The sequence below is a fragment of the Arthrobacter sp. P1_H7 genome, from assembly GCF_056405215.1.
Genome location: NZ_JBFUCO010000011.1, coordinates 155,156 through 181,561, shown reverse-complemented (window position 1 = coordinate 181,561; position 26,406 = coordinate 155,156). Strand labels below are relative to the sequence as shown.

Genomic DNA, 26,406 nt, shown 5'->3' with positions numbered 1-26,406 from the left:
CAGCCATGAACCACCCCACACGCCTGCGCGCCGAGCACCTCAACGAGGCCTTCGGCATCACCACCACCCGTCCCCGGCTCAGCTGGACCCCGCCGGAGGGGACGGTGCGGCAAAGCGCCTACCAGATCACCGCCAGCAACGGCTGGGACAGCGGCCGGGTGGAATCGGGAACCCACCGCCTGGTGCCCTACGGCGGCCCGGCGCTGGGCTCCCGGGACCGCTTTGAATGGACGGTGCGGACCTGGGACCTTGCCGCGGACGGCAGCGAGTCAGCCTCCGGTTGGGCGGAACCGATGCCGGTCGAACTGGGCCTGCTGCACCCCGCCGACTGGACCGCGCAGTGGATCGGCCCCGGCGAGCCTGCCATCCCCGCGCCCGGCGAGCGCCCGGGCTACGCGCTGTCCACCACGTTCGAGCTGGACGCGGTCCCGGACTCAGCCCGGGCGTACGCCACCGCCCACGGGATCTACGAGCTCTTCATCAACGGCCACCGGGTAGGGGACCAGGAGCTCACCCCGGGCGCCACGAGCTACCACAGCACCCTGCAAGTCCAGACGTTCGACGTCGGAGCGTTGCTGCACGCCGGCAGCAACACCGTCACGGGCGTCCTCACCGACGGCTGGTACCGCGGCACGTTCGGGTACACGCGCGATGCCGACATGTACGGGACCACGACGGGGCTGCTGGTGCAGATCGAGGTGGCGTCCACGGCGGCTCGGACGGTGGTCGGGACCGATGACACCTGGCTGGTGACGCCGACCGAAATTGTCAGCGTGGACCTCATGGCCGGGCAGCACGTCGACTTCCGTGCCGCAGGCGTTCGCCCCGGAAACCGTCGCGTACACGCTGTGCTCCGTGACGGCAGCTTTGAAACCCTGACGGGGCCGGTCGCACCGCCTACCCGCGCCGTGGAGGACATCGCCCCGGCCTCCATCACCCGACTTACCAGCGGCCACCAGGTGGTGGACCTGGGCCAGAACATCAACGGCTGGGTGCGCCTGACCCGGCTCGGCGCCCCGGGCCACGCCGTGACGCTGGTGTACGGCGAAGCCCTGGACGACGCGGGCGAGGTCACGCAGGAGCACCTGCGGCCGCACGATTTCCGCAACCCGGGCCAGTTCCTGTCCGCCGGGCAGATCGACTCCGTGGTGTCCTCCGGCGCGCCGGGTGAAATCTTCGAGCCGCGCCACACGACGCACGGCTTCCGGTACGTTTCGGTCCGGGGATTGGCGGAACCGCTGGAACCGGGGGACCTCGTGGGCCGCATGGTCCAGACCGACCTCGAACCCGTGGGCACGTTCAGCTGCAGCGATGACCGGCTCAACAAGCTGCACGAGATCGTCGAGTGGAGCTTCCGCGGCAACGCCTGCGAGGTCCCGACGGACTGCCCGCAGCGGGAGAAGGCCGGCTGGACCGGCGACTGGCAAGTGTTCGTGCCCACCGCGGCCTACCTCTTCGACGTTGCCGGCTTCTCCCGGAAGTGGCTCAACGATGTCCGGGCGGATCAGTGGGACAACGGCGTGATCGTCAACATTTCGCCGTCGCCTGGCCCGGAGGCCACCGCGGCCGATCACATGGCTTTTGTCAACGGCTCGGCCGGCTGGGGGGACGCGATCGTGCTGGTGCCATGGGAGATCTACCGGGCCACGGGGGACACGGCCATCCTGGAGCAGAACTGGGAGGCCATGAACCGCTGGCTCGGGTTCATCCGCAGCACAGCCGAAGGTGCCCGGCACCCAGCCCGGACCGCCGCCCGCCCCGCACCGGAACCGCACGAACAGTATCTGTGGGACACCGGCTTCCACTGGGGTGAATGGCTCGAACCCGACGGGCCGGAACCGGACCTGTTCGCGGCCAGGTCCGCCGACCACGGCATCGTGGCCACCGCCTACTACCGGCACTCCGCCGCCATCATGGCCGGGATCGCCACCGTCCTGGGCAAAGCTACGGAGGCCGCCGCCCTGGCAGGGCTGTCCGCCAACGTCCGCGACGCCTGGGCCCGCGAATACGTCAATGACACCGGGCAACTGCTCGACCCCAGCCAGGCGAACTGTGTGCGGGCACTCGCCTTCGGCCTTGTCGCCGAGGAGCACCGGGCGGCGGTCGCGGCGCAGCTGGCCGGCCTCATCCGGGATGCCGGCACGCACCTGGGCACCGGATTCCTCACCACCGCGGACCTGCTGCCCGTCCTTGCCGACAACGGCCACCTTGACCTGGCCTATGAACTGCTCATGCAGGACACCGAACCGTCCTGGCTGGTCATGGTGGACCGCGGAGCGACCACCATGTGGGAAGCCTGGAACGGCATCGGCCCGGACGGCACGGCGCAGCAGTCCCTGAACCACTACAGCAAGGGCGCCGTGGTGTCCTTCCTGCACCGCTACGCCGCCGGACTCCGCCAGGTACCGGGGAGCGCGGCCTATCAACAACTCATCATCGAACCACGCCCCGGCGCAGGCCTCTCATCCGCCAGCACGTCCCACCGCGGCCCCCAGGGCCTGATTGCGGCCAGCTGGCGGATCGACGACGGCGAGCTGACCCTGAACGCCGGCGTGCCGGCCGGCACCAGCGCCGAAGTCCGCCTGCCCGGCCGGGCGGGCGCCGTCGTCGGGCCCGGAACGCACACCTTCTCCGTCCCGCTTGGACCGGCGGGAACGGCTGGCCCGGCCGTTTCGGCGGGAACTGAATCCCTGCCCCACCTCATCAGGAGCGCACCATGACCCTTATCGAACCCGCAGTTGCTGACACGGCGGCAGAGCTCAACACCGCCGCAGGGAAGGACGGCCCTCCTTCTGGTCCAGCGTTCCCCGCGTTCCCTGCCTTCGATGGCCCGGGCGTGGCCGTGCAGGTGTCCGAGGTCTCCGCGGTCCACCGCGAAGTCAACTATGCCCGGACCGTCGGGTTCCGGCCGCTGACCATGGACATCTGGCTCCCGCGGACCGGAGGGGGTCCGGTGCCCGGGCCGGTTCCAATGGTGCTGTGGGTCCACGGCGGCGCCTTCCAGCTGGGGGACCGCCGTGAACTGCCGCCCACGTTCCCCGCGGACTCCGTCTTTTCCCGGCTCAACGCGGCGGGGATCGCCTGCGCCACCGTCGACTACCGGCTGGCCCTCGAAGCCCCTTTCCCGGCCCAGCTGCATGACCTGAAAGCGGCGGTCCGCTACCTCCGCGCGCACGCACAGGAGCTCGGGATCGACCCGGAACGCTTTGGCGCCTGGGGCGAATCGGCCGGCGGCCACCTGGCCGCGCTGCTGGGCCTGACCGGCGACCGGGAGGACCTCGAGGGCGGGCTCGGGGCGCAGGGACACTCCAGTGCCGTCAGCGCCGTCGTGGACTTCTACGGCGTGTCCTCGCTGCCCCTCATGCCCCCGATGCAGCTCCCGGCCGGCCTCCTCACCGGACCCATGGTTGCCGCCGTTCCGGCAGGCATGAGCATGGAACCCGGACCCATGCTCATTGGCGGTTCCAGCGATCCGGACCGGCTGGCCGCCGCGAGTCCGCTCGGCCACGTCAGCGCCGGCGCGCCGCCGTTCCTGCTGATCCACGGCGACAGCGACGCCCTCGTGCCCCTGTCCCAGAGCGAACTCCTCGCGCAAGCCCTCAGCGCCGCCGGCGTCCGCAACGACGTCGTCGTCATCGCAGGCGCCGACCACTGCTTCTTCGGCGCAGAAGACCGGATAGACAGCATCCTGGACACCGCCATCACCTTCCTTTCCAACGAATTGAGCCAGCTATGACCCCCGCAACCGCCCGCTACCCGTACCAGGACGCCACCCTTCCGGTCGGCCAACGCGTCCAGGACCTGCTCTCCCGGCTCTCACTCGAGGACAAGGCGGGCCTGATGTTCCACGGCGCGCTGCCGTTCGCGCTCGGTACCGGCCCGGCCGTGGAACTGATCGGTGAGCGCCGGATGAACCACTTCAACATCATCGGCGCCGCGACCCAGGCCAGGGAACTCGCCGAATGGCACAACAGCATCCAACGCCTCGCCCTGGACACCGGCTGGGGCATCCCCGTCACGCTCTCCACCGACCCGCGCCACGCCTACACCGACAACCCCGGCACCGGGGCCCTGGCCGGCCCGTTCTCCCAGTGGCCCGAGGCGCTCGGCTTCGCCGCCGTCGGAGACCCCAACGCGGTGGAGGAGTTCGCCGACATCGCCCGGCAGGAGTACCTCGCCGTCGGCATCCGGGCCGCGCTGCACCCGCAGGTGGACGTCTTCACCGAACCGCGCTGGCCCCGCGGCGCGGCCACGTTTGGTGAAAGCGCCGAGCTCGCGGCGGAGTTGGTGGGCGCCTATGTCCGGGGCTTCCAGGGCGACGCGTTCGGCCCGGCGTCCGTGTCCACCATGACCAAGCATTTCCCCGGCGGCGGCCCCCAGCTCGACGGGGAGGACCCGCACTTCAGCTACGGCCGTGAACAGGTCTATCCCGGCGGCAACTTCGACTACCACCTGCTGCCGTTCCGTTCCGCCGTCGCCGCCGGCACACGGCAGATCATGCCGTACTACGGCATGCCCGTCGGCACGGAATATGAGGAAGTGGGCTTCGCCTTCAACAAGCGCGTCCTCACCGAACTCCTGCGCGAAGAGCTCGGCTTCGGCGGGATCGTCTGCTCGGACTGGGGCATCCTCACTGACGGCGACATCTTCGGCAGGGTGTTCCCGGCCAGGGCGTGGGGCGTGGAACACCTGACCCCGCAGGAACGGCTGCTCAAGGCGCTGGACGCCGGCGTGGACCAGATCGGCGGCGAAAGCTGCGTCGACCTCCTGACCGGCGCCGTCCGGGCGGGCAAGCTCAGCGAAGACCGGCTCGACGTCTCCGTCCGCAAACTGCTGGAGGAGAAGTTCCGCCTGGGGCTCTTCGAGAACCCCCTCGTGGACGCTGCCGCCTCCGACGCCTCGGTGGGGACCCCGCAGTTCCGCGCGGCGGGCCGGGCCATGCAGCGCCGCTCCTACACGCTCCTGGCCAACAAGGACGTCGACGGCGGCCCCCTCCTGCCGCTCGCCGCCGGCGCCAGGGTCTACCTCGAAGGCATCACGGTCGCGGACCTGGGGCCGGGCTTCATCCCGGTTCCGACGCCGGAGGCCGCGGACCTCGCCATCCTCCGGCTGCGGACCCCGTTCGAAGTGCGCGGCGAGGGCTTCGAATCCTTCTTCCACTGCGGCAACCTGGCCTTCGCCCCTGAGGAGATCGAACGCGTCACCGCCATCTGCCGGGCCGTCCCCACGGTGATCGACATCAACCTGGAGCGGCCCGCCGTCCTGCCAGAACTCGCCGACCACGCCGCGGCCCTGCTGGCCAACTACGGATCCGACGCCGATGCGCTGGCGGACATCCTCACCGGCCGTGCCGTACCGGAGGGCCGGCTGCCGTTCGACCTCCCGCGTTCGATGGCCGCCGTCGAAGCCTCCCGGGAAGACATGCCGTTCGACACGGAGGACCCCGTCTTCCGCTTTGGCCACGGACTGTCCCTGCCCCCGGCCGGACGCCCCGGCGCGGCCGGGGCCGCAGACGCCGCCGACTCTGCCGACACGGTTGGCTTGGGGGCTCCGCTGCCCTGGGCCCGGTCCGTGACCGGGTCCCGGCCATGAGCCTGGATCCGGACCTGGCCGGGGCCCTGCACCACCTTGCCGGAGCGGGCTCGTTCACTGAGCTCCTGGGCCAGCCCGGCGGACTGGGCCGGCTCGAGGCGTTCAGCGGCGGCGCCGTGCCCTACCAGGCTCCGGAGGTCCGTTTCCGGGAAGCCGGGGCCCGCGGCCCGAACGGGACGGTCCCGGTCAGGGTCTACGGCGGCGGCGCGGGACGCGAGGCTCCCGCGCTCGTGTGGATGCACGGCGGGGGCTTTGCCGGCGGCGGTCCGGAGATGCGCGAGGCGGACCAACTGGCCCGGGAAATCGCAGCCCGCAGCGGCAGCGTGGTGGTGTCCGTGGACTACCGGCTGGCCCGCGACGGCGTGCACTTCCCCGTCCCGCACGAGGACGTCCTGGCCGCCTGGCTCTGGACCGTGGAGCACGCCGCGGAGCTGGGCGCCGACCCCGCCCGGGTGTGCCTGGGCGGCGCCAGCGCGGGCGGCAATCTCGCCGTCGGGGCCGCGCTCTTCCTCAAGGACGCCGGTCTGCCGCTGCCGGCCAAGCTGCTGCTCGCGTACCCGTTCCTGCACGCCGAGCTGCCAGAGCCCGGCGCCGGATCCGGCACCGGGCCGGTCCACGGGCCCGGCGCCGCCCGGGCGCTGGACGTCGCCGGAGTGCTCGAGGGGCTTCCGCGGCTGCTGCGCTTCACTTCCGATGACTGCCGCGCCCTCGTGGAGAACTACATCGGCGGTCCCGTCGGCATGGCGTCCTCCTACGCCATGCCCGGCAACGCCGACCCCGCCGGGCTGCCGCCCGCGGCGGTCATCGCGTGCGAATACGACGACCTGCGGCACTCGGCAGAGGCGTTCGCGGCAGGACTCCGGCGTGCCGGAACCGACGTCGACTTCCGCCTCGAAGCCGGTGCTGTCCACGGCTACCTCAACCATTCCGCGGGGCTTAGGATCGTGCAGGAAGGCCTCGCCTTCCTGGCCCGGGCCCTGGTGGAGGCAAAGCCGTTCCAATGATTGAAATGCCCGGTGCCGGCGCGGCCCGGTATCCGACACCCTTGATTCAGACGCCGGAACACCTCGAGCCGGCCAGCAGCAGATGGAGCCGACGATGACAGCAGAACAGATCCTGGAAGGGATCGAGTTCGCCTGCCCCGGGGGCGCAGAACCCTTGCTGCTGGACCTCTACCTCCCCGCCGCAGAAGAACACCCCGCCGAAGGGCGGGCTGCGAAGCTGTTCCCCGCGATCGTGCACTTCCACGGCGGCGGCTGGCGGACGGGGGAGCGATCCTCCCTCGGCCCGGTGCTGGACGGTTTCGGGTTCAGCCCGTTCCGGCGGCTCACGGACGCGGGATTCGTGGTGGTCTCCGCGGACTACCGGCTCAGCACGGCCGCCCGCTTCCCGGCGCAGCTGGAGGACGCGAAGGCCGCCGTGCGCTGGCTCCGGAACCACGCCCAGGAGTACGGCGTGGATCCTGACCGGATCTACGCATGGGGCGACTCCGCGGGCGGACATCTCGCCAGCCTCGTGGGGCTCACCCCCGGCGCCGCCACCGCCGACGCCGCCACAACCGCTGCCGCCACAACCGCCGCCACAACCGCTGCCGCCACGGCCACCGGCACGGTCGCTGCCGTGGCCGCCTGGTACGCGCCCGCGGACCTGGCCCGGATGGCCGAACAAAGCCTGCCCAACGCCGTCGCCCGTGCCGACGACCCCGGGTCCCGCGAAGAACTGCTCATCGGAGCGGTGCTGGCAGAGGTCCCCGGCAAGGCCGCCGCCGCCAGCCCCGTGGGCTATGTGACGCCGGCGGCGCCCCCGTTCCTCCTGGTTCACGGGACCGCCGACCGCTTCGTCCCGCCGGCCCAGTCGACGTCCCTGGCGGCGGCGCTGGAAGCCGCCGGAACCGACGTCGAACTGCTCCTGATCGAGGACGCGGACCACATGTGGGTGCTGCCCGATCACAGCCAGACGGCCGCGGAGAAGGCCATGGACGCCACCGTCGACTTCTTCCTCCGCCAGGCCCACGTCCCCTGAGGGAACTGTCCCCGCCGCCGCGATGTGCGGGCCCCGGCCTGACCCGGGCCGCTTTGCTGTGCCTATTTTCCACGATCACCATTACCCCGCGCCCGTCCGGGCGGAACCTGAAAGGCCCTCCACATGCAGTACATCGGCATCACCCACGACGGCGCGGCCTGGGTTGCGGCCCTGGCGGACAGCCGGGTCCACCCGCTGGCTCCGGTCCAGGATTTCTGGGCGGATGCCGCCGGCTGGCAGGAAAAGTCCCTGTCCCTGACGGCGGGCGGCGCGTCGCTGAACCGGGCGGACGTCACAGAAGTGCCGCTGGTCCCGCCCACTGCCCGCGTGATCTGCGTGGGATTGAACTACCGGGCCCACGCGGCCGAGGGTTCCTTCTCCGTGCCCGAGTACCCCACGCTGTTCGGCCGGTGGACCGCCTCCCTGTCAGTCGGCAACGTCCCCGCGCCGGTGCCCGCCAGCGAGGCCGGGCTGGACTGGGAAGGCGAAGTCGCCGCCTACGTGGGCCAGCGGGTTGAATCCGCCGACGAAGCCACCGCCGCGGAAGCCGTCTTCGGCTACTCCACGTTCAACGACCTCACCGCGCGGCGGGCCCAAAAGCTCACCGCGCAGTGGACCCTGGGCAAGAACGGCGACTTCAGCGGCCCCCTCGGCCCGCTGGTCAGCCGCGACGAGGCCGGGGACCTTCGCGAGGGACTGCAGGTCCGGACCCGGGTCAACGGGACCGAGGTCCAGAACGGCAACACCCGGGACATGATCTTCTCCGTCCCGGCCATCATCGCCCTGATCAGCCAGACGATGACCCTGCATCCCGGTGACGTCATCGCCACGGGAACCCCCGAAGGGGTCGGCTACGTACGGACCCCGCCGTGGCTCCTGCAGCCCGGCGACACGGTCGAAGTGGAGATCGACACCCTGGGAACGCTCACCACGCCCGTGGGCGGGCCGTCGCTGCGGGCCCGGGCCTGATGACGGCCGTCGACAACGCGGCCCTCGGCGACCTGCCGGAGCGGGTGCCGGTACTGATCGCCGGCGGAGGACCCAGCGGGCTGTTCCTGGCCCTGGACCTGGCGCACCGCGGCGTCCACAGCCTCGTCATCGAGCCGAGGACCAGCATCGACCCGGACCGGCCGCGGGCCAAGACCACGAACGCCCGGACCATGACGCACCTGCGCCGCCTCGGGCTGGCCGGGAGACTCCGCGAGGCTGCCCCGCTGCCGGTCGCCTACGCCCAGGACGTCATCTTCTGCTCCGCCCTCACCGGCCACGAAGTCACCCGGTTCCGCCAGGCCTTCCAGCTCGTCCCGGGCCGGTATGGCCCACAGCCGGAATGCGGGCAGCAGGTCCCGCAGCCCGTCATGGAGGCCGTGCTCCGGGAGGCCGCCGCCGAATCCCCGCTCATTACGCTGCTGACCGGCCTGAGCGTGGAAGACCTGGACATCAACCAGGGCGGCCGCACGCCGGGTCTCGGCCGGCCGCGCTTTGGCTCGCGCGTGGCGGTGTCCGACGCAACCGGGCGGCGCAAGGCCGTGGACTGCAGCTTCATCGCCGCGGCCGACGGCGGTTCCTCCACCGTGCGCCGCCGGCTGAACATCCGCCTCGCCGGCGGCTCCGCCGAGCTCTCCAACATCAGTGTCCTGTTCCGTTCCGACACTCTCGCCGCCGCGATCACCCTGGACCCGGCCGTCCAGTACTGGGTCCTGGGACCCGAGGTTTCGGGCATGGTGGGGCGGCTGGATCTCGGCAGCACCTGGTGGGCCATCATCCAGGGCGTGGACGGCAGCGGAACACCCGACGCCGGACATCTGGTCCGCACGCTCGTCGGGGCCGACGTCGACGTCGAGGTCATCGCCACCGACCCCTGGACGGCCCGCATGCTGCTCGCCCCGGGATACGGGCACGACGGCGTGTTCCTCGTCGGGGACGCCGCACACCTGAATCCGCCCTGGGGCGGACACGGCTTCAACACGTGCATCGGCGACGCCGCCAACCTGGCCTGGAAGATCGCCGCCGCCCTGGAGGGCTGGGCAGGCCCGGCCCTGCCCGGCAGCTACGAGCTGGAGCGCCGGCCCGTCGCAGCCCGGACCATCCGCGACGCCGCCGCCAACGGGAAGTCGCTGGCCTACCACTTCGCGGACCCGGCCCTGGGCCGGGCGGATGCGGACGGCGAGGCAGCCCGGCAGGCCGCCAGGGAGGCGCTGGCCGTCAAACAAAGCGAGTTCGACTCGCTGGGACTCGTGCTGGGCTACACGTACGGCTCCTCACCGCTGGTGGTCCCGGACGGCCTGCCCGTCCCCGTCGAGGACCCCATCAACTACGTCCCCTCCGCCAGCCCGGGATCGCTACTGCCACACGCCTGGCTCGACGCGACGACGTCGCTCTATGACCTGCTGGGCACCGGCTTCACCCTCCTGGTGGACCGCGACAGCCTGGGCGGCGCCGCCGTGCTGGTCCGCCCGGACCAGCACGTCGCTTGGCGGGGGACCGATCCCGCGGCGGCCGCCGCGGCCATTGGCGTCGCCGCCGGCTGGCCGCTGGCAACCCCATCCGAAGACCCCGACAGGAGATCACGTGTCTGTGCCGTCCTTCCGTGACTATCTCTACCCGCCCGACCACCCTCGGGTGGCGCTGATCCGTGGCCTGGATGCCCGGGGCTACGCCGAGGCGGCGAAGACCGACCCCTTCGCGGGTCCGATGATTCAGGGCTGGGCCGCCCACTACCCCGAGCCTTTCACCGGGGTGACCAGCGACGGGGTCCGCCGGACCGGGCTGTACCCCCTCGAGCCGGCACCGGCAGGGGAGGAGGCGCCGGCGGCCGCGATGACAGCCGCCGCCCGGGACCTGCTGGCAGGACTCACGCCGGCGCAGGCCGGACAGCTCCGCTACGGGGTGGACGCCCACGAATGGCAGAGCTGGGCCAACCCGGAATTCCTGCAGCATGACACGGGCCTGCGCCTGGACGAACTGGACCCGGACGTGCGCGAACGGATCCTGGCCGTCCTGGCGGCGAGCCTGAGCCCGGCCGGCTACGAGCTGGTCCGGAACCTGATGCGGATCAATGGATTCCTGGGCGACCTGGTGGAACTGCCGCAGCTGATGAACGAGTTCAGCTACAACTTCGCCCTCTACGGTGAGCCCTCGGAGACTGCCCCGTGGGGCTGGCAGCTCTTCGGCCACCACGTGGCGCTCAACGTCCTGGTGGCCGGGACCCAGCTGGTGGTCTCCCCGGTGTTCCTCGGCGCCGAACCGGACGTCATCGACGCCGGCCCGCACCAGGGCGTGACCGTTTTCAAGGAGCGGATCGCCCTGGCGCGGCGTCTCATGCAGTCCCTGCCCGGGCCGCTGCGGGACGAGGCCACGCTTTTCGCGGACATGGAGGATCCCGCCATGCCCGAGGGCCGGCTGCACCCCGGGGACGAACGGCACCTGGCCGGCTGCTTCCAGGACAACCGCGTGATTCCCTACGAGGGCATCCCGGTCAGCGCGATGCCCGCCGCGGCATGCGCGATCCTCGACGAGCTCGTGGCAGACTTCATCGCGCACCTCCCCGACGGGCCGCGGACCGCGCGCCGGCGGGAGATCGCGGCCCACTGGGACGAAACCTGGTTCTGCTGGATCGGCGGATGGGAGGCGCAGGACGCCTTCTACTTCCGCCTGCAAAGCCCCGTGCTGGTCATGGAACTGGACCACCACACCGGCGTCTTCCTCAGCAATGACACCCCGGCCCCGTTCCACATACACACGGTGCTGCGCACCCCGAACGGTAACGACTACGGGCGCGAGCTGGTCCGCCAGGCTGTGCACTGACACGCACCATGAACCGCCAGTAAACCGTGCACCGACGCTAATGGCCCGGAACCCCCGCAGGGGTTCCGGGCCATTCCGGTGGGACGTGCAACCGGACCAGAGAGCCGGGTCAGATGCCAAGGCCGCCTAGATGTCCAGCGCGGCCCTGCGCTGCGGCGGGGGACCCACCACGGTCAGGTCCATCTCGGCCTGGGCCCGGCCGAAGCCCTCCATGTCCATGTAGGGCTCGCCGCCCTCGGTGTACATGTAGTCCTCCGTGGGCTTGTTGAAGTACTCGAAGAAGCCGTTGAACACCGACGGCGTCAGGAACCCGACCATCTGGGTGTTGTGGGAATCGAAGGCGAAGGAGTGGATGGTCCCGGCCGGGGCGTGGAGGAAGTCGCCCTTGGTGAGCAGCACTTCGCGACCGTTGGCGTAGATCCACATCCGGCCCTCGGTGCAGAGGAAGTTTTCCGTGTGCTGTTCGTGGAAATGCAGCGGAATGTAGGGGGACTTGGCGCCCTTGGTGTGGACGGCGAAGTAGTTCGATCCCGTGTTCGCCGGCCGGGACAAGTAGGTGAACATGGTCTGGTAGCTGACCATCCGTTCGCCCTCGCCGGCACTGAGGAAGTACGGGCTCTGGGCGGCCGGCAGTCCGGCGTCCTGCCGGAAAGACGGTGCTACCCGTTCGACGTCGGGGAACGTCATGCCGAATTCGGCGCCCACCGCCGCGCACTCCTGGCGGCCGAGCTTCCGGCCCGGGGTGACAGGCGGAACGTGCGAATCGATGGGAGTGCCGACGCGTTCGTAGTAGGCCTCGGCTCCGCCGGGGGTCATCCAGTTCAGGAAACGGGTGTAGTGGCTTGCCATCCGGTACGCGTGCGGGGTTCCCGGCGGGATCACCACGGAATCCCCGGGAGTCAGGATGCGGCTTTCGCCCGGCAGCCAGACGTGCAGGATGCCGTCGAAGACGTACAGGGTTTTGTGTTCCACCGCGTGGCTCACGAACGGCGATTCGGCCCCCATGCCGCCGGAGATGTAGGCGGCGCTGAAAATCCCGCCGGTGTCCGCCGCCCGGGCGATCACCGTGACCAGCTGGCCGTTGATCTCATAGCGGGCGCCTTCGCCCGACGCCATGTAGTACGGGACGGCGTCGCCCGGCAGCACATTCGCCACCGGGAGCTGTTTGTTCATTTCCTCAACGCTGAGGGACATCGCATCCTTCTTTCCTGTCTGTGGAGCGCGGGCTGTCCCCAAGACTGCCCCTGATTCTCCGCCGCGGCGACTTCCAATTCCATTGGATGAAACACTTCTGCCCTTCGCTCCGGGCTGTCGGGCGCCAAAAGCCGTTGACGGCGTCCTGCGGGCGCTAACGGCTAGGCGCCTGCGGCTTTCGCCGATACGGTCCAAAGTCCCTGTTTTGGCGTCAGTCCTCCCGGCTAGTCTTGCGTGAGGCGCATGGCGGTCCGTAATGCGAGCCGGTGCGCCTCCAGCCAACAACAATGGGGGGTACGTTGTCCAACGATTCAGTCATGACCTGGCTGCCCGGCGATGCAAGCCGCGCAGCGGCGGCCGAGCCTTCCGAGCGGAGCGACGCCGTCGCCCCCGCCTGGGACCGGGCCATCCCGCCGGGGTCCCCGGGCGCCAGCCGCGGTGACTACTGCCGCGACCATTGGCCGCCCCTGTAGGGGCACCGCGGAGCCGGCAATATTCCTGCCCGCGGCAGACCCGACGGCGGCTGCGCACGGCTGTTGGCTTCTATTTACCTAGGATTTACGTGACCTGCCTTGTGGGCGTTTCACGGCCGCAGCGAGACTGATAACACGGGCTGACATCATCTGTTCAGCCGCGAGGAGAAACCAAACCAGCGGGCAGCAGCGACGCTTTCCCCTTCACCCTGTGGCAATGATGCGCGGAAGGGGAGCCCGCGAACCGGGAGGATCGTCATGGCCGGCACATTTGAACTCTTCGTAGATGCCGATGCCTGCTTCAGGTTTCGGCTCAGGTCACCGGATGGGGCCGTACTGGCCGTATCAAAGGGCTTCGCGGACAAGGCTGCAGCGGTTGCAGGCATCACCGCGGTCCGCGAGTACGCCGGCATGGGGCTGATCAGTGATCTGTGCCCGGAGCCGCCGGCAACTCCGGCGGCACCGCGGCCGCGGACCTCCTCCACCCCCGTGCCTGGCGTCGACCGGCGGGTGCACGACAACGACCTCCGGATCCGCGCCCGGGCCCTCCGTCGCCCGGCGCACGGGCCGGGCGCCGTCGGCGTCGGCTGATCCGGCAGGAGCTGCCGCTACGGGTCCATTCCGGCGTGCACCGGAACGAACTCGATCTTGTTCGCGGGCTGGACCGTCTTCTTGGGGGCGCGCGAGAACCCCTTGGCGTCCAGGTGGTTCTGGGCCCGGTACTCTGCCAGGGCCTCGTCATAGATGCCATTGAGCCGGTGCCCGGAATAGACGTGTTCTGAGCCGTCCGTGAACGTGATGCTGATGAGCGACTTTTCCGGGAAATGCCGGTTCATGCGGATGAAACCCTCGGCATCTTGCTTGAGATTGATCATGTGGTTCCCACTTTCGTGATCGAGTTGATCCAGTCTCCCGCCTTCGCCGTGCCTAAACCAACCGGTCAAGACCAGCTGGCCCCACCCAACGGATCCGGGCCACTGTGTTCGATGGGGATGGGGATGGGGATGGGGGCTTGCCGCTATTGAGAGGCGTACGCGTCCACCGCTTGCTCCAGCACGGTGCTGTAGCGGTCCCAGGAATCGGCCGGCGCGGCTGCAACCAGGACACTGCTTCCTCGGGCACCTGCAACGAGGCAGGCTATTTCACGGTATTTGTGGGCACCGATGCGTGTCACGTACGTGTCTTCCAGACAGGAACCGGTGCCTCCCCGGAACTCCATGCCGGTGCGGTACTGCAGCCGGCTCGCGGATGCGGCGTTCTCGCCTGTGAGATGGGCCAGCCGGAAATCGGACCAATTGGCCAGCGACTCCTCGCCCTGCTGCGGCGTGGCATTGAGATAGATTCTCAGATCCCCGTCCGGGGCGGTGACCGTTGCGGATACGCTGCCGGGGTCGCCCGGGACGGGAGCGGCATCAGGGGGGATGGCCAGCACTGCTGTTGCGTCCGGAAGTTCCAGGGCCTGCCATCCTGCGGGAGCCGGGCCGGCACGGAACCAGGCGAACGCGGTAGGGCCGGCCGCAGGCACTGCCGTCTGGTTCCCTGCCGGACCGCCGCAGGCGCTGATGACCATTGCCGCTATCGCCGCCGGCACGCCGAACAGCAACCCCCTGCCGGGGCCCGGTCCAAGCGCCCCGCGGCAGCTACTTGTTGCCGTCACCGTCGTCCGGTCCTCCGTTGTTGTCGGCATCATGATCGTTTCCGGCAGGTACCCGGGCGGGCGGTACAACCATGGGCCGCGGCGCCGGTGGAACGACGCGCCGCGGGGCGGGCGCCGGCGGCCGCATCACGGGCGCCGGAGCGCGCGGCACAGCGGGCCGTGGCGGAGCCGGCACAGCGGGCGGCGCGACGGTCCGTGGCGGAGCCGGGTTGCTTGCGGGGTCCTTGGGCGATGGCGAGGGGCTCCCCGTCGCAGGAACGGATGGGACTGTGTAGGGTGCCGGTGCCGGCAGTGCTGTGTGCCCGGCGAAGCAGGCCCCCAGCAGCAGGATGGTGCCCAACGCCGCGGCGGCAGTCGCCGGGCGAAGAATCTTCATTGTGCTCTCCTCAGGGATGGCCGGCCAGGGCAGCCGGGCTGTCCCTACAACGGTTCCGGCTGCCTGCAGGTTCAACGCGGGCCCGGCACTTACCGGCAGCCGGTCGCAAGTGAACTGTTCACCGGCCGGCGTCGTCCTACCTCCAAGGAGGTTGAAATGTCCGATCAGGAGGCCGAGTTACTGCGATCGCTGCAGGAGGCTTACGGCCCGGCGCTATGGCGGTTCGTCATGAAAATGACACGCGACAGCACCCTGGCGGATGACGTCGTACAGGAGACGCTGATCCGCGCATGGAAACACCCGGCGATTCTGCAGCGCCCGGAGACGGCGGTGCGGGCCTGGCTTTACACAGTTGCCCGCAACCTGGTTATCGATGACCGTCGCAGCGCCCGCCGCCGGCACGAAACGGGGACCGACCAGTTGCCTGAGATTCCGGAGGCGGACCGGGTCGACAGGATCCTGGACGGGTGGCTTGTCTCGGATGCGCTCGCCGGGCTGTCCGCCGAGCACAGGGCCGTTGTCGTTCATTCGTACTATTTGCGAGAGACAACGGCCGAGATCGCGCAAAATCTTCATCTGGCCGAGGGCACAGTGAAGTCGCGCCTGCACTACGCGCTGAGGGCGATGCGGCTGGCCCTGCAGGAGGGAGGCGTGACGCCATGAACCAGAACGGAACCGATGAATACCGCCGCTGGGATGCCGCGTACGTGCTCGGATCCCTCGTCTCCTCCGAGCGGCACGAGTTCGAGGAGCACCTGTCCGGCTGCGCGGGCTGCAGGGCCGCCGTCGCCGAACTTGCCGGACTGCCGTCACTGCTGGCCGCACTCTCACCCGAGGAAGCCCAGTCCCTCGGGCGGACTGACGGCGAACGGCCGACGCCGACGTTGCAGCCCGGGCTGGCGAACAAGGTCCAGCGCGGGCGCCGGCGCACCCGCCTGGCCGCCGCCGGGATCATGCTGGGCGCCGCTGCCGCCGCAGGCGCGGTTTACGTTCAGGTCACGCCCTCCCCGCCACCGGCCGCCCAGATACAGGCCGCATCAGCAACGGCCCTGAACTTCACCCCGGTAGCCGGCGGCGCCCTGGTGGCCACCGGATCCCTGACCACGCAGCCGTGGGGAACGCAGATCGACTGGAAGTGCACCTACACGCCGTCCCCGGCCGAGTACGCTTCACCCGGTCCCGGCACGCCGGAGGAGTACGGATTGGTGGTGGTCGACTCCCGCGGTGCCACGACCCAGGTGGCCACCTGGACGGCAACGCCGGGGACGGTGGCGACGCCGACGGCCACCACGGTTGTCCCGACGGCCGATATCCGCAGCGTTGAAATCCGTGCCGTCGCGAGCGGCAAGACGCTGCTGGCTGCGCACCCGTAGCGCCGGCACACATACGGCGGACGCCGGCCGGACCCGTGCACGCGCAGGCAAGGGCGCCGGCGGGCGGTTCAGCGGCGCAGCCCCGAATGGATGGCCAGGACTCTATTGCAGGGACAATGGAGGCGTGACTTCCGCGACCGTACCCCTGGACCCCGCCTGCTCCAAGGGCCTCTTCGACCTCGGCGTCATCGGGGCGGGCCTGACTTTTGCGGAATCGCTGGGGGCCCTCGCGACGGCATTGCGGGCCGGAGGTGCCGGGGCGTCCGCGGTGGTGCAGGCGCCTCCGGGCACAGGCAAGACGACGCTGGTGCCGCCGCTGCTGGCCAACCTCGTTGCGGGCGGGCGGGGCGGCCGTCCGCGGATCGTGGTCACCCAGCCGCGCCGCGTCGCTGCCCGTGCGGCCGCCCGGCGCCTGGCCGCCCTGGACGGCACCCGGCTCGGCGACCGTGTGGGCTACACGGTCCGCGGGGAACGCCAGATGGGCCCGGGAACCGTGATCGAGTTCGTCACGCCCGGCATCCTGCTGCGCCGCCTCCTCGCGGACCCGGGGCTCGAGGGCACGGATGCCGTGATCCTCGACGAGGTCCACGAACGCGGGTTGGAGACCGACCTCCTCGTTGGCATGCTCACCGAAGTCCGCCAGTTGCGCGGCGACCTCGCCGTCGTCGCCATGTCGGCCACGCTCGACGCGCCCCGTTTCGCCGCGTTGATTGGAGAAGCACGGATCGGTGAGTCGGCGGCCGGAAACGACGACGGCGGCGCCCCGGCGCCGGTCATCGACTGTCCGTCCGCGCTGTTCCCGCTGGACGTGGAATGGGCCCCCGCGTCGGTGCCGCGGCTGGACGAACGGGGCGTGGCCCGGGCCTTCCTGGACCATGTGGCCGACACGGCAGCGGCCGGGCACGCCGCCGCGCTGGCCGCCGGACGGGACCTGGACGCCCTGGTGTTCGTTCCCGGCGCGTGGGAGGTCTCGTACATTGCCGCGCGGCTCCGCGGCCGGAGCAGCGCCGAGGTCCTGGAACTCCACGGCCAGGCCAGGCCCGCGGAGCAGGACCGCGCCGTCTCCGGGCGTGAGCCCGGCGGGGCTGCCCGGATCATCGTTTCCACCTCACTCGCCGAATCCTCCCTCACCGTCCCGGGCGTCCGGCTGGTCATCGATTCCGGGCTGTCCCGCGAGCCGCGACGCGACGCCGGCCGCGGAATGTCCGGCCTCGTGACGGTGTCCTGCTCCCGGGCGTCCGCGGACCAGCGCGCCGGCCGTGCCGCACGCCAGGGCCCGGGCACGGTGATCCGCTGCTACGACCAGAGGGCCTTTGGCGCCGCCCCAGCACACCCGACGCCGGAAATCGCGGCGGCTGACCTCACCGGTGCCGCCCTGATCCTCGCGTGCTGGGGGTCCCCCGGCGGCAGGGGACTGGCACTGCCCGACGCGCCGCCCCGGGCCGCGATGGACGAGGCCGTCGAAGTGCTGCGGGAACTCGGCGCCGTCGCCCCGGACGGTCACGCAACCGAACTGGGCAAGGTCCTGGCCCGGGTCCCGACGGACCCCCGGCTGGCCCGGGCCCTGCTGGACGGCGCCGCGACGGTGGGCCACCGCACGGCGGCCGAGGCCGTCGCTCTGGTCTCAGGGGACCAGCGCGCCCCGGGCGCAGACCTCACCCGCCTGGTTGCCGCGCTGCGGACGGGCCGGGATCCCGGTTCCCGGCGCTGGGCGGAGGACGTCCGGCGGATGGAGTCGATCGCCCGGCAGGAATCCACCGGCGTCGGGCCCGGGGAATCACCCCGCGCCACGCCGGCTGCGCCCGCCGGGACCGTTGGTGACGCGGAGGCGATCGGCTTCGTCGTCGCCCTGGCTTTCCCGGACCGGGTGGCGCGCCGCGTTCCGGGCGAGGGGCCCGCACAATACCTGCTCACGTCCGGAACGCGGGCGGGGTTGCCGGCCGGCAGCCCCCTGTCCGGGCACGAATGGCTGGGCGTGGCCGAAGTGTCCCGCGCGCAAGGGCGCGACGCCGCGGGGACCGGCGCCGTCATTCGCTCTGCGGCGCCCCTGACGGCGGACACCGCAGAGGCCGCCGCCGGCAATCTCCTGAGCGACACGCTGCAGGCGCGGTTTAGCCAGGGCCGCGTCTCGGCCCGGCGGGAGCGCCGCTTGGGCGCGATCGTGCTCTCGTCCACCCCGGTACGGCCTCCTGCGGAAGAGGGCCGCGCAGCTGTGGCCCGCGCCCTGGCCAGTGAGGGGCTGGCGACCATCGGATGGTCGAGCGCGGCGGACGGCCTGCGCCGCCGTCTTGCCCTGCTGCACCGGGAGCTGGGCGGAGCATGGCCCGACGTTTCCGAACCGGCGCTGCTGGCCCGGCTCGAGGACTGGCTGGCCCCGGAACTCGCGGCGCTGGCCGGCGGGGCATCCACAGGCGGGATCGACCTCGCCGGCCCGCTGAGCCGCCTGCTGCCGTGGCCCGAGGCGGCCCGGCTGGGCGAACTGGCACCCGAGTCGCTGGCGGTCCCCAGCGGATCCCGGATCCGGATCGACTACCCGGACGCGGCAGACGCCACCGGCCGGCCGGTAGTGGCCGTCAAGCTGCAGGAGTGCTTTGGCTGGGCCGAGACGCCGCGGCTGGCAGATGGGCGCGTGCCGGTGCTGTTCCACCTGCTCTCGCCGGCCCGCCGGCCCCTGGCCGTGACAGACGATCTCGCATCGTTCTGGTCCGGCCCCTACGCGCAGGTCCGGGCCGAAATGCGCGGCCGTTATCCCCGGCATCCGTGGCCTGAAGACCCGTGGACCGCGCCCGCGACAGCCCGGACCAAGCCGCGGAACTGACCCCGGGACCCGCTGCCGGCTGACCACTCGCGCCGCCCGGGCAACAGGGGCATGATGAAGGAGCACGACGCCGGCGGGCCTCCTGGCCCGCGGGACGCCAGGCAAACAGGCCGGTCAACCAGGCCGGTCAAACAGGAACTCAGCCACGCGATGAAGAGTGATGGCCATGCACCTTGCGTTCGTCTCCATTCCCGCCTACGGACACGTGAACCCGACCCTGCCGCTGGTGGCGGAGCTCGTGGGCCGGGGGCACAGGGTCACATACTTCACCTCCGCCGACTTCGGACCGATGATCCGCAACGCCGGCGCGGACTTTCACGCTTCCGGCGGGAACTGGATGGCGTCGATGCCCGCCCTCGGGCCCGGGCAGGGGGCGCAGGCGCACCTGATGTTGCCGATCATGAACCGCGTGTTCGAGGACCTCAGAGCCAGCTTTCCGGCGCTGGTCGATCAACTCCGCCGCGACCCGCCGGACGCCGTCTGCTTTGACGCGATGACGCTCAGCGGCAGCATGGCCGCGGAAAAGATCGGCGCCCCGGCCATTGCCCTGATGCCCACCTATGCCACCAACGAGCACTTCTCGCTGAGATCGCTGATGCCTGCCCCACCACCGGACGGCGCCGATGAGATGGCCAAGGTTGCGCTGGCCATGGGCCGATTGCTGGCGGAGTTCGCGGCCGGTCAGGGCGTGCGGACACCGCGGATGTTCGACGGTCCGCCTGCGCCGTTCAACATCGTGTTCCTTCCCCGGGAATTCCAGCCCATGGGGGCGACCTTCGATGACAGGTTCCGGTTTGTGGGTCCCAGCGTCGGCGGCAGGGACAGCGACGGCGAATGGGAACGTGAGGGGACCGGGCCGCTGCTGTTCATTTCGCTGGGCACAACACCGCTGAACCGCCGCCCGGACTTCTTCCGGATGTGTCTTGACGCCTTCGGCGGAAGCGCGTGGGACGTCGCGATGGCCGTCGGGGACCAGACCAGGCCGGCCGATCTTGGCCCAATTGCGCCGAACGTCCGGGTCCGGCCGTTCTTCCCGCAGTTGCAGGTACTGCGCCAGACCGACGTCTTCATCACCCACGCGGGCATGAATTCGACCATGGAAGCGCTGTATTTCGCCGTCCCGCTGGTGGCCGTGCCGCAGCAGCCGGAGCAGGCGGCCACCGCCCGCCGGCTGGAAGAACTGGGTCTTGGCCGGCACCTTGCGGCAGAGGACGTCGGGCCCGACGCGCTCCGGGCCGCGGTCACCGCCGTCCACACCGACCCGCAGGTCCGGCGGAACCTGGCCGCGATGAGCGAGGTTGTCCGCAACGCGGGAGGTGCCGTGGCCGCCGCCGACGCCATCGAGGCGCGCGTGCACCACGGGGCGGGCCGGTTCGGCGACGTGGGTTAGGCCAGCTCGTTTAGGGGAGCGCGGCCGCGGGATTTTCGCCGTGTGCCTTCAGGAAATCGGCGACCGTCGCCGCGAGCGATGCCCCCGCTGCGTCGGCACTGCGCTTCGCGCCGGCAACTGCAAAGGAGTGGTCGCCACCCTCGCGCCACTCCACGGTCGCGGACGGCCCGATTTTGGCCGCCACGGACTCCAACAGTTCCGGGGTGGCGAACGTATCGCGCGTGCCCTGCAGGAAGAGCATCGGCAGCGTCAGCCCGTAGAGGTGCTCGTCGCGGAGCTTTTCCGGTTTCCCGGGCGGGTGCAGCGGGTAGCCCAGATAGACCAACCCCGCGGCTGGCATGCCTTCCGCGACGGCCATTGAGGCCATGCGTCCGCCGAACGACTTCCCGGCGGCCCACAATGGCCGGCCGGCGGAACGGGACGCGGCGGCGTCCATGGCCGCCCGCCAGGTGGCGATGGCAGCCGGCGGCCGGTCCGGGAATTTTCGTCCTGCCTCGCGGTAGGGGAAGTTGAAACGCAGGGTGGCGACGCCGAGTTCGTTCAGGGCGCGGGTGAAGCCCACAAGGAACGGATGGTCCATCCCCGCCCCGGCGCCGTGGGCAACAACCAGGGTTGCGAAGGAGTCCGCGGGGCCGGCAAAGACGCCCGACACTGTGGCGTCGCCGACCTCAAGGGTGATCGGGAACTCGGGCGTTGTCATGCGTCCATCATGCCGGGTGGACGGCCGTTCCGCTGCACGGCGCCGCGTCGGGCCTCAATTGCAGGGCCGTCCGTAACAGGGCCGTCCTCATAGGGAGGGCGACGCCGCACCCCGGTTCGCCGCTGTCCGCCCGCCGGGTCCGTTGCGCTCTTCAACTGTCTACGCCGCCGGGGTAGGTTGTCCCCATGGCCAAGGAAGAAGTCCACCTCACTGTCAGCGGTCCGCACGGCGACCGGGAGTTGCGGGTGTCGAGCCCGGCGAGGGTCGTCTGGCCCGGCCCGGGGCTGACCAAGCTGGACCTGGCCCGGTACATGGTGGACGTCGGGGACGCCTTCCTGGCCGCGAACGGGGACCGGCCGGTGACGCTCCAGCGGTTCAAGGACACGGTGGACGGCGAGCAGTTCTTCTCCAAGAACCCGCCCAAGGGTGCCCCGGATTTCATCCGCGCGGTCGACGTCGTCTATCCCAGCGGACGCACGCATCCCCAGCTGGTCATTGACGAAATCGCCGCCGCGGTGTGGGCGGTGCAGATGAATACGGTGGTCTTCCACCCCTGGGCTTCCCGGGCCGGCAAGCCGGATTATCCGGACGAGTTGCGGATCGACCTCGACCCGCAGCCCGGGACCGGGTTCGCCGAGGCCGTTCCGGTCGCACGGGAGCTGCGGCGCGTCCTCGCGGAGGCCGGACTGGAGACCTTCATCAAGACCTCGGGGAACCGCGGGCTCCACGTCTTTGCCCCGATCGAGCCGACCCGGGAGTTCCTGGACGTGCGGCACGCCGTCATCGCGGCGGCCCGCGAACTCGAGCGTCGCATGCCCGAGCAGGTCACCACGGCATGGTGGAAAGAGGAACGCGGCGCCCGCATCTTCGTCGACTTCAACCAGGCGAACCGCGACCGCACGATCGCGGGGGCCTACAGCCCGCGGGCACTCGCCAACGCGACGGTGTCGTGCCCGATCCGTTGGGAAGAGCTCGGGTCCGTCGACCCGGCTGCCTTCACGATCACCACCGTGCCGGAGCGGCTCAAAGCCTCCGGCGATCCGTGGGAGGAAATGCACGCGGGCGGCGCGGGCTCCGTCGATCTCCTGCTGGAATGGTGGAACAGGGACCTCGAAGCCGGGCTGGGGGAGCTGCCGTTCCCGCCGGACTTTCCGAAGATGCCCGGGGAACCGCCGCGGGTGCAGCCCAGCCGGGCGCGCAACAGCGGCTGAGGCTGCCGGTCCGGCCTGGGCCGGGGTGGTCCCTACGCCGGAGCCGACTCCAGTCTGTTGTTGCGGATGAAGGCCGCGATTTCCTCGACGATTTGTGCTCCGCGGCCGATGCGGCCGGCTGAGGTAAGAAGGCCGTGCGCGTACCCCGGGAGGTGCTGGTACCGCACCTCTGCTCCGGCCCGCGCCAGGGCGGCGGCGTAGCCGGCACCCTCATCAACCAGCGGATCGTTGTCCACTGTGATGACGAAGGCCGGCGGAAGCCGTGCAGGCAAACTGGCGAACGCCGGGCTGATGTCAGGCGCCGCACGGTCCACGGCCTCCGGAAGGTACAGGTCCGCGAACCATGCGATCGTCTCCGCTACCAAGGGGAAACCCTCAGTGACGCGGGCATATGACGGCGAGGACATGGTCAGATCCACCATCGGATAGATGAGGACCTGCGCCGCGACCGGCAGCGGGTCAGCCATCCCGGCGTTCTCGATTGCCAGCACCGCCGCCAGCTGACCTCCTGCACTATCGCCGACCAGAACAGCCTCGGTTACGTCCAGTCCGTGAACCCGACCCGCCGTGAACAGCCAGTCCAACGCGGCCCGGCTATCCTCGATTGCCGCGGGATACGGATGCTCCGGGGCAAGCCGGTAGTCCACCGCCACGACCGGCAGACCTGTCAGGGCAGCCAGCCGCCGGCAGAGCCCGTCATGCGTGGACAGACTCCCCATGACCCACCCCCCGCCGTGGAAAAACAGCACCACGGGGGTGGGGCCGGAGGAGACCCGCGGGTCATAAACCCGCGTCTGGAAGTCGTCCACGGTGAAGTCGGAAACGGAAGAAAGAGCATCTCCGCTCAGCCCGTTCGACGCACACCCGCGCTCATAGAGTTCACGAACTTCATGGACCGGGTAGGTGTGAAACGGACGGCCGCCGGAGGCCCGGAACTTCTCCAGAACCTCCGCGGCGTCCGCGGCGACCGGCCTTCCGCTGAACAGGTCTGGCTGGGTCATTTCACGGGCCCGGCGTCTGCCAGTTGGAGGTAGTCGTCAAGTTCGAACTCACGGGTGCTTGCCCGGTATTCCTCGACCGTTCCGGACCAGTTGTTGATAACGCGGCCCTCCTCGTTCTTGTACCAGGAGGAGCAGTCGGAGGAGAAGGCCGACTGTCCAAGCTCGTCCTGAACGCGCTTGTTGAACATATCCAGCACACCGCGGTCCACCTCGAGAATCCGCGACTCGTCGGCAGCGATGTACTCGACGGCCTGTGAGATGTAGCGGTGCTGGGCTTCCAGCATGGACACCACGGAGTTGTGGTTCAGGTTGGTGTTCGGTCCGTAGACCAGGAAGAGGTTGGGGAAGTTGTCGACCGTGATGCCGAGGTACGCCTCCGGGGCGGTGCCCCACCGCTCGTCCAGGCGGAGTCCGCCTCGTCCCGCCACGCGCATCGATCCCTGGAACGCATGGCTCTTGAACCCGGTGGCGTAGATGATCACATCGAACTCGTGCTCGACGCCGTCGGCCGTTCGGATGCCAGCGCGGGTGAACTCCGTGATGGCCTCCGTCACCAGTTCCACGTTGTCGCGGGTGAGGGCAGGGTAGAAATCGTCGCTCCGCAGAATGCGCTTGCAGCCGAAGTCGTAGTCGGGAGTGAGCTTGTCCCGCAGTGCGGGATCGGAGACCTGGGTTTCGAGATGCTGGCGGGCGAGCTGGACACCTTCCTCTGAGGCTGCCGTGTGGCGGCGCGTCCGCTCGAATCCGGCTTCGCGGAACTCATGGATTTCCTGGCGCTGCTGGCGGTAGGTGTCCGGGTTCGCCAGGAAGTTCGCACTCTCCTCCTTCGTAAAGACGTACTGGTCCCGGGGGAGGACGTAGTTGGCTGAACGCTGGAACACCGTCAGGTTCGCGGCGATTTTCGCGACCTCGGGCACGTATTGGACCGCGGTTGCGGCCGAACCGATGGAAGCGACCCGTTTGCCGGTGAGATCAAGATCGTGCCGCCACGTGGACGAGTGGAATGCCGCGCCCTCGAATTTGTCGGAGCCGGGGAAGACGGGGATGTTCGGGTCGTTCAGCTGTCCCCATGCGGCGACCAGGGAACGGGTCAGGAACTGGGAGCCGTCGTCGGTCTGGACTGACCAGAGGCGGCGGTCCTGGTCCCATTCAGAAGCCAGGATGTTCTGGCCGAAGCGGATGTGTTTGCCGAGTCCGAATTCCTCGACCAGGGAACGCAGGTAGCCCTGGAGTTCCTCCTGGCCGGCAAACATCCGGGAAACCTTCAGGTTCAGGAAATAGCTGTAGCAGTATACGAGTGCCTGGGTGTCACATGCGGCGCCGGGGTAGGTGTTCTCCCGCCACACACCTCCGACGTCGCTGCCGCGCTCCAGGATCAGGAAGTCGTCGATGCCGTCCTGGACGAACTGGGCGCCCTGGCCCAATCCGCCGAAGCCGGCGCCGATGACGATGGCACTGTAAATGTGGTCGTTGGTGGATGACATGAAGGTCTCTCCTCAGTGGTGGAATATTAGGTAGATCAGGAAAACGTGATGATCTGGCGGAGGGCGTGGCCGCCGTCGAGGGTGTCCATGGCGCGGTTGATCTCTTCGAGCGCGATGGTGTCCGAGACAAGTCCCTCAACGGCCAGTTGCCCGGAGCGCCAGAGCTCTGCGTAGATCGGAATGTCGTGTTCCGGAACGGCCGAGCCGAGGTAGCTGCCGACGATCGACCTCCCCTCGGCCGTCAGGGCGAGCGGGTCGATCGAGGCAGGCTGGCCCGGGGCCGGCAGTCCCACGGTCACGGTGATGCCACCGGGCTTTGTGAGGGCGATGGCAGCTTCCAGGGCGCGGGGGTGTCCTGCCGCTTCAATGACAGCGTCGAACTTCTCGCCTCGTTCCAGCGCAGTCGCAAAGGTCATGGCGTCAGCGGCGCCGAGTCTATTGGCGGCGTCCAGCTTGGCTGGCAGCGTGTCGATGCCAACCACGTATTCGACGCCGGTGGCGACGGCGGTGATGAGCGCGGCCATGCCTACGCCACCGAGCCCTACAACGGCCACCCTGGCGGAGGGGCCGGGCTTGGCGACGTTGAGGATCGCTCCGCCGCCGGTGAGCAGGGCACAGCCGAGCAGCGCTGCGATATGCGCCGGCACGTCCGAGTCGACGGGCACAACGGAGCGGCGGGACACCACGGCGTGCGTGGCGAATGCGGAGACTCCGAGGTGGTGGTGCACGGGCTCTCCGGCCCTGGAAAGCCTCCGGGTGCCACCGAGCAGCGTGCCTTCAGTGTTGGACGCACTGCCGTGCCCGCACGGCGTCCTGCCGTTGGACTGACATCCCGCGCATTCGCCGCACCGGGGGAGGAAGGTCATGACGACGCGTTGGCCGAGCGGGATGTCATCGACGCCTGTGCCCAATTCCTCCACGATGCCGGCGGCTTCATGACCGAGCAGCATCGGAACCGGCCGCGGCCGGTTTCCGTTGACTACGGACAGGTCGGAATGACAGACCCCGGCGGCCTCTATGCGGACCAGGATCTCACCGTGTCCCGGTCCGTCCAGCTCAAGGTCCTGCACCTGGATGGGCCGTGAGTCCGTATAGGGCCGGTCCGCCCCGATGGATTCAAGCACCGCTCCACGGATGGTCCTGGTGCGGCTGGCTGTGAGCGCGGTTCGGCTTGTGTCTTCGATCGTCACGGTTGCCTCCTCCACATCAGGCATTGCAGCTGTGGAGGGGGCCGGTTCCTGGAGAGCGAACGGCGCGCACCGGGGAGTTCGGGTGGCGGGTTGGGCTGTTCTCATCGTTCCTCCTCAA

22 protein-coding genes are annotated in these 26,406 nt (G+C 70.0%); 15 read left to right on the top strand and 7 right to left on the bottom strand.

Annotated elements, in window-relative coordinates:
* The first annotated feature begins 5 nt into the window (after positions 1–5).
* The 8 genes from AC1DXI_RS13060 (at position 6) to AC1DXI_RS13025 (ending at position 11,421) form a co-directional block, all read left to right on the top strand.
* A complete protein-coding gene (locus AC1DXI_RS13060; RefSeq protein ID WP_476938985.1) occupies positions 6–2,720 on the top strand; it encodes an alpha-L-rhamnosidase in 2,715 nt (904 codons plus the stop codon).
* Positions 2,717–3,736, top strand: a complete 1,020-nt coding sequence (locus AC1DXI_RS13055; protein WP_476938984.1) for an alpha/beta hydrolase fold domain-containing protein — start codon at positions 2,717–2,719, stop codon at positions 3,734–3,736. The genes AC1DXI_RS13060 and AC1DXI_RS13055 overlap by 4 nt, the downstream gene beginning before the upstream one ends.
* Entirely contained in the window at positions 3,733–5,592 is a 1,860-nt protein-coding gene (locus tag AC1DXI_RS13050) for a glycoside hydrolase family 3 protein (protein WP_476938983.1), read from the top strand. The genes AC1DXI_RS13055 and AC1DXI_RS13050 overlap by 4 nt, the downstream gene beginning before the upstream one ends.
* The gene (locus AC1DXI_RS13045; RefSeq protein WP_476938982.1) at positions 5,589–6,596 is read left to right on the top strand and encodes an alpha/beta hydrolase fold domain-containing protein; all 1,008 of its coding nucleotides are present in this window, start codon (positions 5,589–5,591) and stop codon (positions 6,594–6,596) included. Before AC1DXI_RS13050 ends, AC1DXI_RS13045 begins: the two co-directional genes overlap by 4 nt.
* A 94-nt stretch (positions 6,597–6,690) precedes the next feature.
* Complete coding sequence (locus tag AC1DXI_RS13040; RefSeq protein ID WP_476938981.1) at positions 6,691–7,614, top strand: alpha/beta hydrolase fold domain-containing protein; 924 nt, start codon at positions 6,691–6,693, stop codon at positions 7,612–7,614.
* Positions 7,615–7,737: 123 nt separating this feature from the next.
* Positions 7,738–8,583 (top strand): fumarylacetoacetate hydrolase family protein, encoded by an 846-nt coding sequence (locus AC1DXI_RS13035; protein WP_476938980.1) that lies wholly within the window; start codon positions 7,738–7,740, stop codon positions 8,581–8,583.
* Entirely contained in the window at positions 8,583–10,208 is a 1,626-nt protein-coding gene (locus tag AC1DXI_RS13030; protein WP_476938979.1) for an FAD-dependent monooxygenase, read from the top strand. Before AC1DXI_RS13035 ends, AC1DXI_RS13030 begins: the two co-directional genes overlap by 1 nt.
* Positions 10,186–11,421, top strand: a complete 1,236-nt coding sequence (locus AC1DXI_RS13025; protein ID WP_476938978.1) for a DUF3500 domain-containing protein — start codon at positions 10,186–10,188, stop codon at positions 11,419–11,421. Before AC1DXI_RS13030 ends, AC1DXI_RS13025 begins: the two co-directional genes overlap by 23 nt.
* Before the next feature lie 126 nt (positions 11,422–11,547).
* Here the strand turns inward: AC1DXI_RS13025 and AC1DXI_RS13020 are convergent, their stop codons facing one another.
* A complete protein-coding gene (locus AC1DXI_RS13020) occupies positions 11,548–12,615 on the bottom strand; it encodes a quercetin 2,3-dioxygenase (protein ID WP_476938977.1) in 1,068 nt (355 codons plus the stop codon).
* A 317-nt stretch (positions 12,616–12,932) separates the two neighbouring features.
* Between AC1DXI_RS13020 and AC1DXI_RS13015 the strand changes: the two genes are divergently transcribed.
* The gene (locus AC1DXI_RS13015) at positions 12,933–13,088 is read left to right on the top strand and encodes a hypothetical protein (protein WP_476938976.1); all 156 of its coding nucleotides are present in this window, start codon (positions 12,933–12,935) and stop codon (positions 13,086–13,088) included.
* A gap of 258 nt (positions 13,089–13,346) precedes the next feature.
* Positions 13,347–13,679: a YegP family protein gene (locus tag AC1DXI_RS13010; RefSeq protein ID WP_476938975.1), complete on the top strand. Its 333-nt coding sequence runs from the start codon at positions 13,347–13,349 to the stop codon at positions 13,677–13,679.
* A 17-nt stretch (positions 13,680–13,696) separates the two neighbouring features.
* On the opposite strand, the gene AC1DXI_RS13005 is transcribed toward AC1DXI_RS13010, so the two are convergent.
* Positions 13,697–13,963: a hypothetical protein gene (locus AC1DXI_RS13005; RefSeq protein WP_018772760.1), complete on the bottom strand. Its 267-nt coding sequence runs from the start codon at positions 13,961–13,963 to the stop codon at positions 13,697–13,699.
* A gap of 143 nt (positions 13,964–14,106) precedes the next feature.
* Positions 14,107–14,745 (bottom strand): hypothetical protein, encoded by a 639-nt coding sequence (locus AC1DXI_RS13000; RefSeq protein ID WP_476938974.1) that lies wholly within the window; start codon positions 14,743–14,745, stop codon positions 14,107–14,109.
* A 532-nt stretch (positions 14,746–15,277) separates the two neighbouring features.
* On the opposite strand from AC1DXI_RS13000, the gene AC1DXI_RS12995 reads away from it, so the two are divergent.
* From AC1DXI_RS12995 to AC1DXI_RS12980, 4 genes are all read left to right on the top strand, one after another.
* Positions 15,278–15,784, top strand: a complete 507-nt coding sequence (locus AC1DXI_RS12995) for a sigma-70 family RNA polymerase sigma factor (protein ID WP_476938973.1) — start codon at positions 15,278–15,280, stop codon at positions 15,782–15,784.
* The gene (locus AC1DXI_RS12990; protein WP_476938972.1) at positions 15,781–16,494 is read left to right on the top strand and encodes an anti-sigma factor family protein; all 714 of its coding nucleotides are present in this window, start codon (positions 15,781–15,783) and stop codon (positions 16,492–16,494) included. The genes AC1DXI_RS12995 and AC1DXI_RS12990 overlap by 4 nt, the downstream gene beginning before the upstream one ends.
* Positions 16,495–16,618: 124 nt before the next feature.
* Positions 16,619–19,312, top strand: coding sequence for an ATP-dependent helicase HrpB (gene hrpB, locus AC1DXI_RS12985; protein WP_476938971.1), 2,694 nt, complete (start codon positions 16,619–16,621; stop codon positions 19,310–19,312).
* A 166-nt stretch (positions 19,313–19,478) separates the two neighbouring features.
* Positions 19,479–20,702, top strand: a complete 1,224-nt coding sequence (locus AC1DXI_RS12980; RefSeq protein ID WP_476938970.1) for a macrolide family glycosyltransferase — start codon at positions 19,479–19,481, stop codon at positions 20,700–20,702.
* Between the two features lie 10 nt (positions 20,703–20,712).
* Here the strand turns inward: AC1DXI_RS12980 and AC1DXI_RS12975 are convergent, their stop codons facing one another.
* Positions 20,713–21,402 (bottom strand): alpha/beta hydrolase family protein, encoded by a 690-nt coding sequence (locus AC1DXI_RS12975; protein ID WP_476938969.1) that lies wholly within the window; start codon positions 21,400–21,402, stop codon positions 20,713–20,715.
* 185 nt (positions 21,403–21,587) lie between these two features.
* On the opposite strand from AC1DXI_RS12975, the gene ligD reads away from it, so the two are divergent.
* Entirely contained in the window at positions 21,588–22,613 is a 1,026-nt protein-coding gene (gene ligD / locus AC1DXI_RS12970) for a non-homologous end-joining DNA ligase (RefSeq protein ID WP_476938968.1), read from the top strand.
* A gap of 32 nt (positions 22,614–22,645) precedes the next feature.
* On the opposite strand, the gene AC1DXI_RS12965 is transcribed toward ligD, so the two are convergent.
* From AC1DXI_RS12965 to AC1DXI_RS12955, 3 genes are read right to left on the bottom strand one after another with little or no spacing between them, the layout of a single operon-like run.
* Positions 22,646–23,614, bottom strand: a complete 969-nt coding sequence (locus tag AC1DXI_RS12965; protein WP_476938967.1) for an alpha/beta hydrolase — start codon at positions 23,612–23,614, stop codon at positions 22,646–22,648.
* Positions 23,611–25,098, bottom strand: coding sequence for a flavin-containing monooxygenase (locus tag AC1DXI_RS12960; protein ID WP_476938966.1), 1,488 nt, complete (start codon positions 25,096–25,098; stop codon positions 23,611–23,613). The genes AC1DXI_RS12965 and AC1DXI_RS12960 overlap by 4 nt, the downstream gene beginning before the upstream one ends.
* Positions 25,099–25,133: 35 nt before the next feature.
* Complete coding sequence (locus AC1DXI_RS12955; RefSeq protein ID WP_476938965.1) at positions 25,134–26,288, bottom strand: alcohol dehydrogenase catalytic domain-containing protein; 1,155 nt, start codon at positions 26,286–26,288, stop codon at positions 25,134–25,136.
* Between the last annotated feature and the right edge of the window lie 118 nt (positions 26,289–26,406).

Bases quoted from the DNA above. Each gene is read 5' to 3' on its own strand.
- AC1DXI_RS12990 (WP_476938972.1), top strand. From the start codon at position 15,781: ATGAACCAGAACGGAACCGATGAATACCGCCGCTGGGATGCCGCGTAC.
- AC1DXI_RS12960 (WP_476938966.1), bottom strand. From the start codon at position 25,098: ATGTCATCCACCAACGACCACATTTACAGTGCCATCGTCATCGGCGCC.
- AC1DXI_RS13010 (WP_476938975.1), top strand. From the start codon at position 13,347: ATGGCCGGCACATTTGAACTCTTCGTAGATGCCGATGCCTGCTTCAGG.
- AC1DXI_RS13055 (WP_476938984.1), top strand. From the start codon at position 2,717: ATGACCCTTATCGAACCCGCAGTTGCTGACACGGCGGCAGAGCTCAAC.
- AC1DXI_RS13015 (WP_476938976.1), top strand. From the start codon at position 12,933: ATGACCTGGCTGCCCGGCGATGCAAGCCGCGCAGCGGCGGCCGAGCCT.
- AC1DXI_RS12980 (WP_476938970.1), top strand. From the start codon at position 19,479: ATGCACCTTGCGTTCGTCTCCATTCCCGCCTACGGACACGTGAACCCG.
- AC1DXI_RS13030 (WP_476938979.1), top strand. From the start codon at position 8,583: ATGACGGCCGTCGACAACGCGGCCCTCGGCGACCTGCCGGAGCGGGTG.
- AC1DXI_RS13045 (WP_476938982.1), top strand. From the start codon at position 5,589: ATGAGCCTGGATCCGGACCTGGCCGGGGCCCTGCACCACCTTGCCGGA.
- AC1DXI_RS13060 (WP_476938985.1), top strand. From the start codon at position 6: ATGAACCACCCCACACGCCTGCGCGCCGAGCACCTCAACGAGGCCTTC.
- AC1DXI_RS13050 (WP_476938983.1), top strand. From the start codon at position 3,733: ATGACCCCCGCAACCGCCCGCTACCCGTACCAGGACGCCACCCTTCCG.
- AC1DXI_RS13040 (WP_476938981.1), top strand. From the start codon at position 6,691: ATGACAGCAGAACAGATCCTGGAAGGGATCGAGTTCGCCTGCCCCGGG.
- AC1DXI_RS12965 (WP_476938967.1), bottom strand. From the start codon at position 23,614: ATGACCCAGCCAGACCTGTTCAGCGGAAGGCCGGTCGCCGCGGACGCC.
- AC1DXI_RS12975 (WP_476938969.1), bottom strand. From the start codon at position 21,402: ATGACAACGCCCGAGTTCCCGATCACCCTTGAGGTCGGCGACGCCACA.
- ligD (WP_476938968.1), top strand. From the start codon at position 21,588: ATGGCCAAGGAAGAAGTCCACCTCACTGTCAGCGGTCCGCACGGCGAC.
- AC1DXI_RS13020 (WP_476938977.1), bottom strand. From the start codon at position 12,615: ATGTCCCTCAGCGTTGAGGAAATGAACAAACAGCTCCCGGTGGCGAAT.
- AC1DXI_RS13035 (WP_476938980.1), top strand. From the start codon at position 7,738: ATGCAGTACATCGGCATCACCCACGACGGCGCGGCCTGGGTTGCGGCC.
- AC1DXI_RS12995 (WP_476938973.1), top strand. From the start codon at position 15,278: ATGTCCGATCAGGAGGCCGAGTTACTGCGATCGCTGCAGGAGGCTTAC.
- AC1DXI_RS13005 (WP_018772760.1), bottom strand. From the start codon at position 13,963: ATGATCAATCTCAAGCAAGATGCCGAGGGTTTCATCCGCATGAACCGG.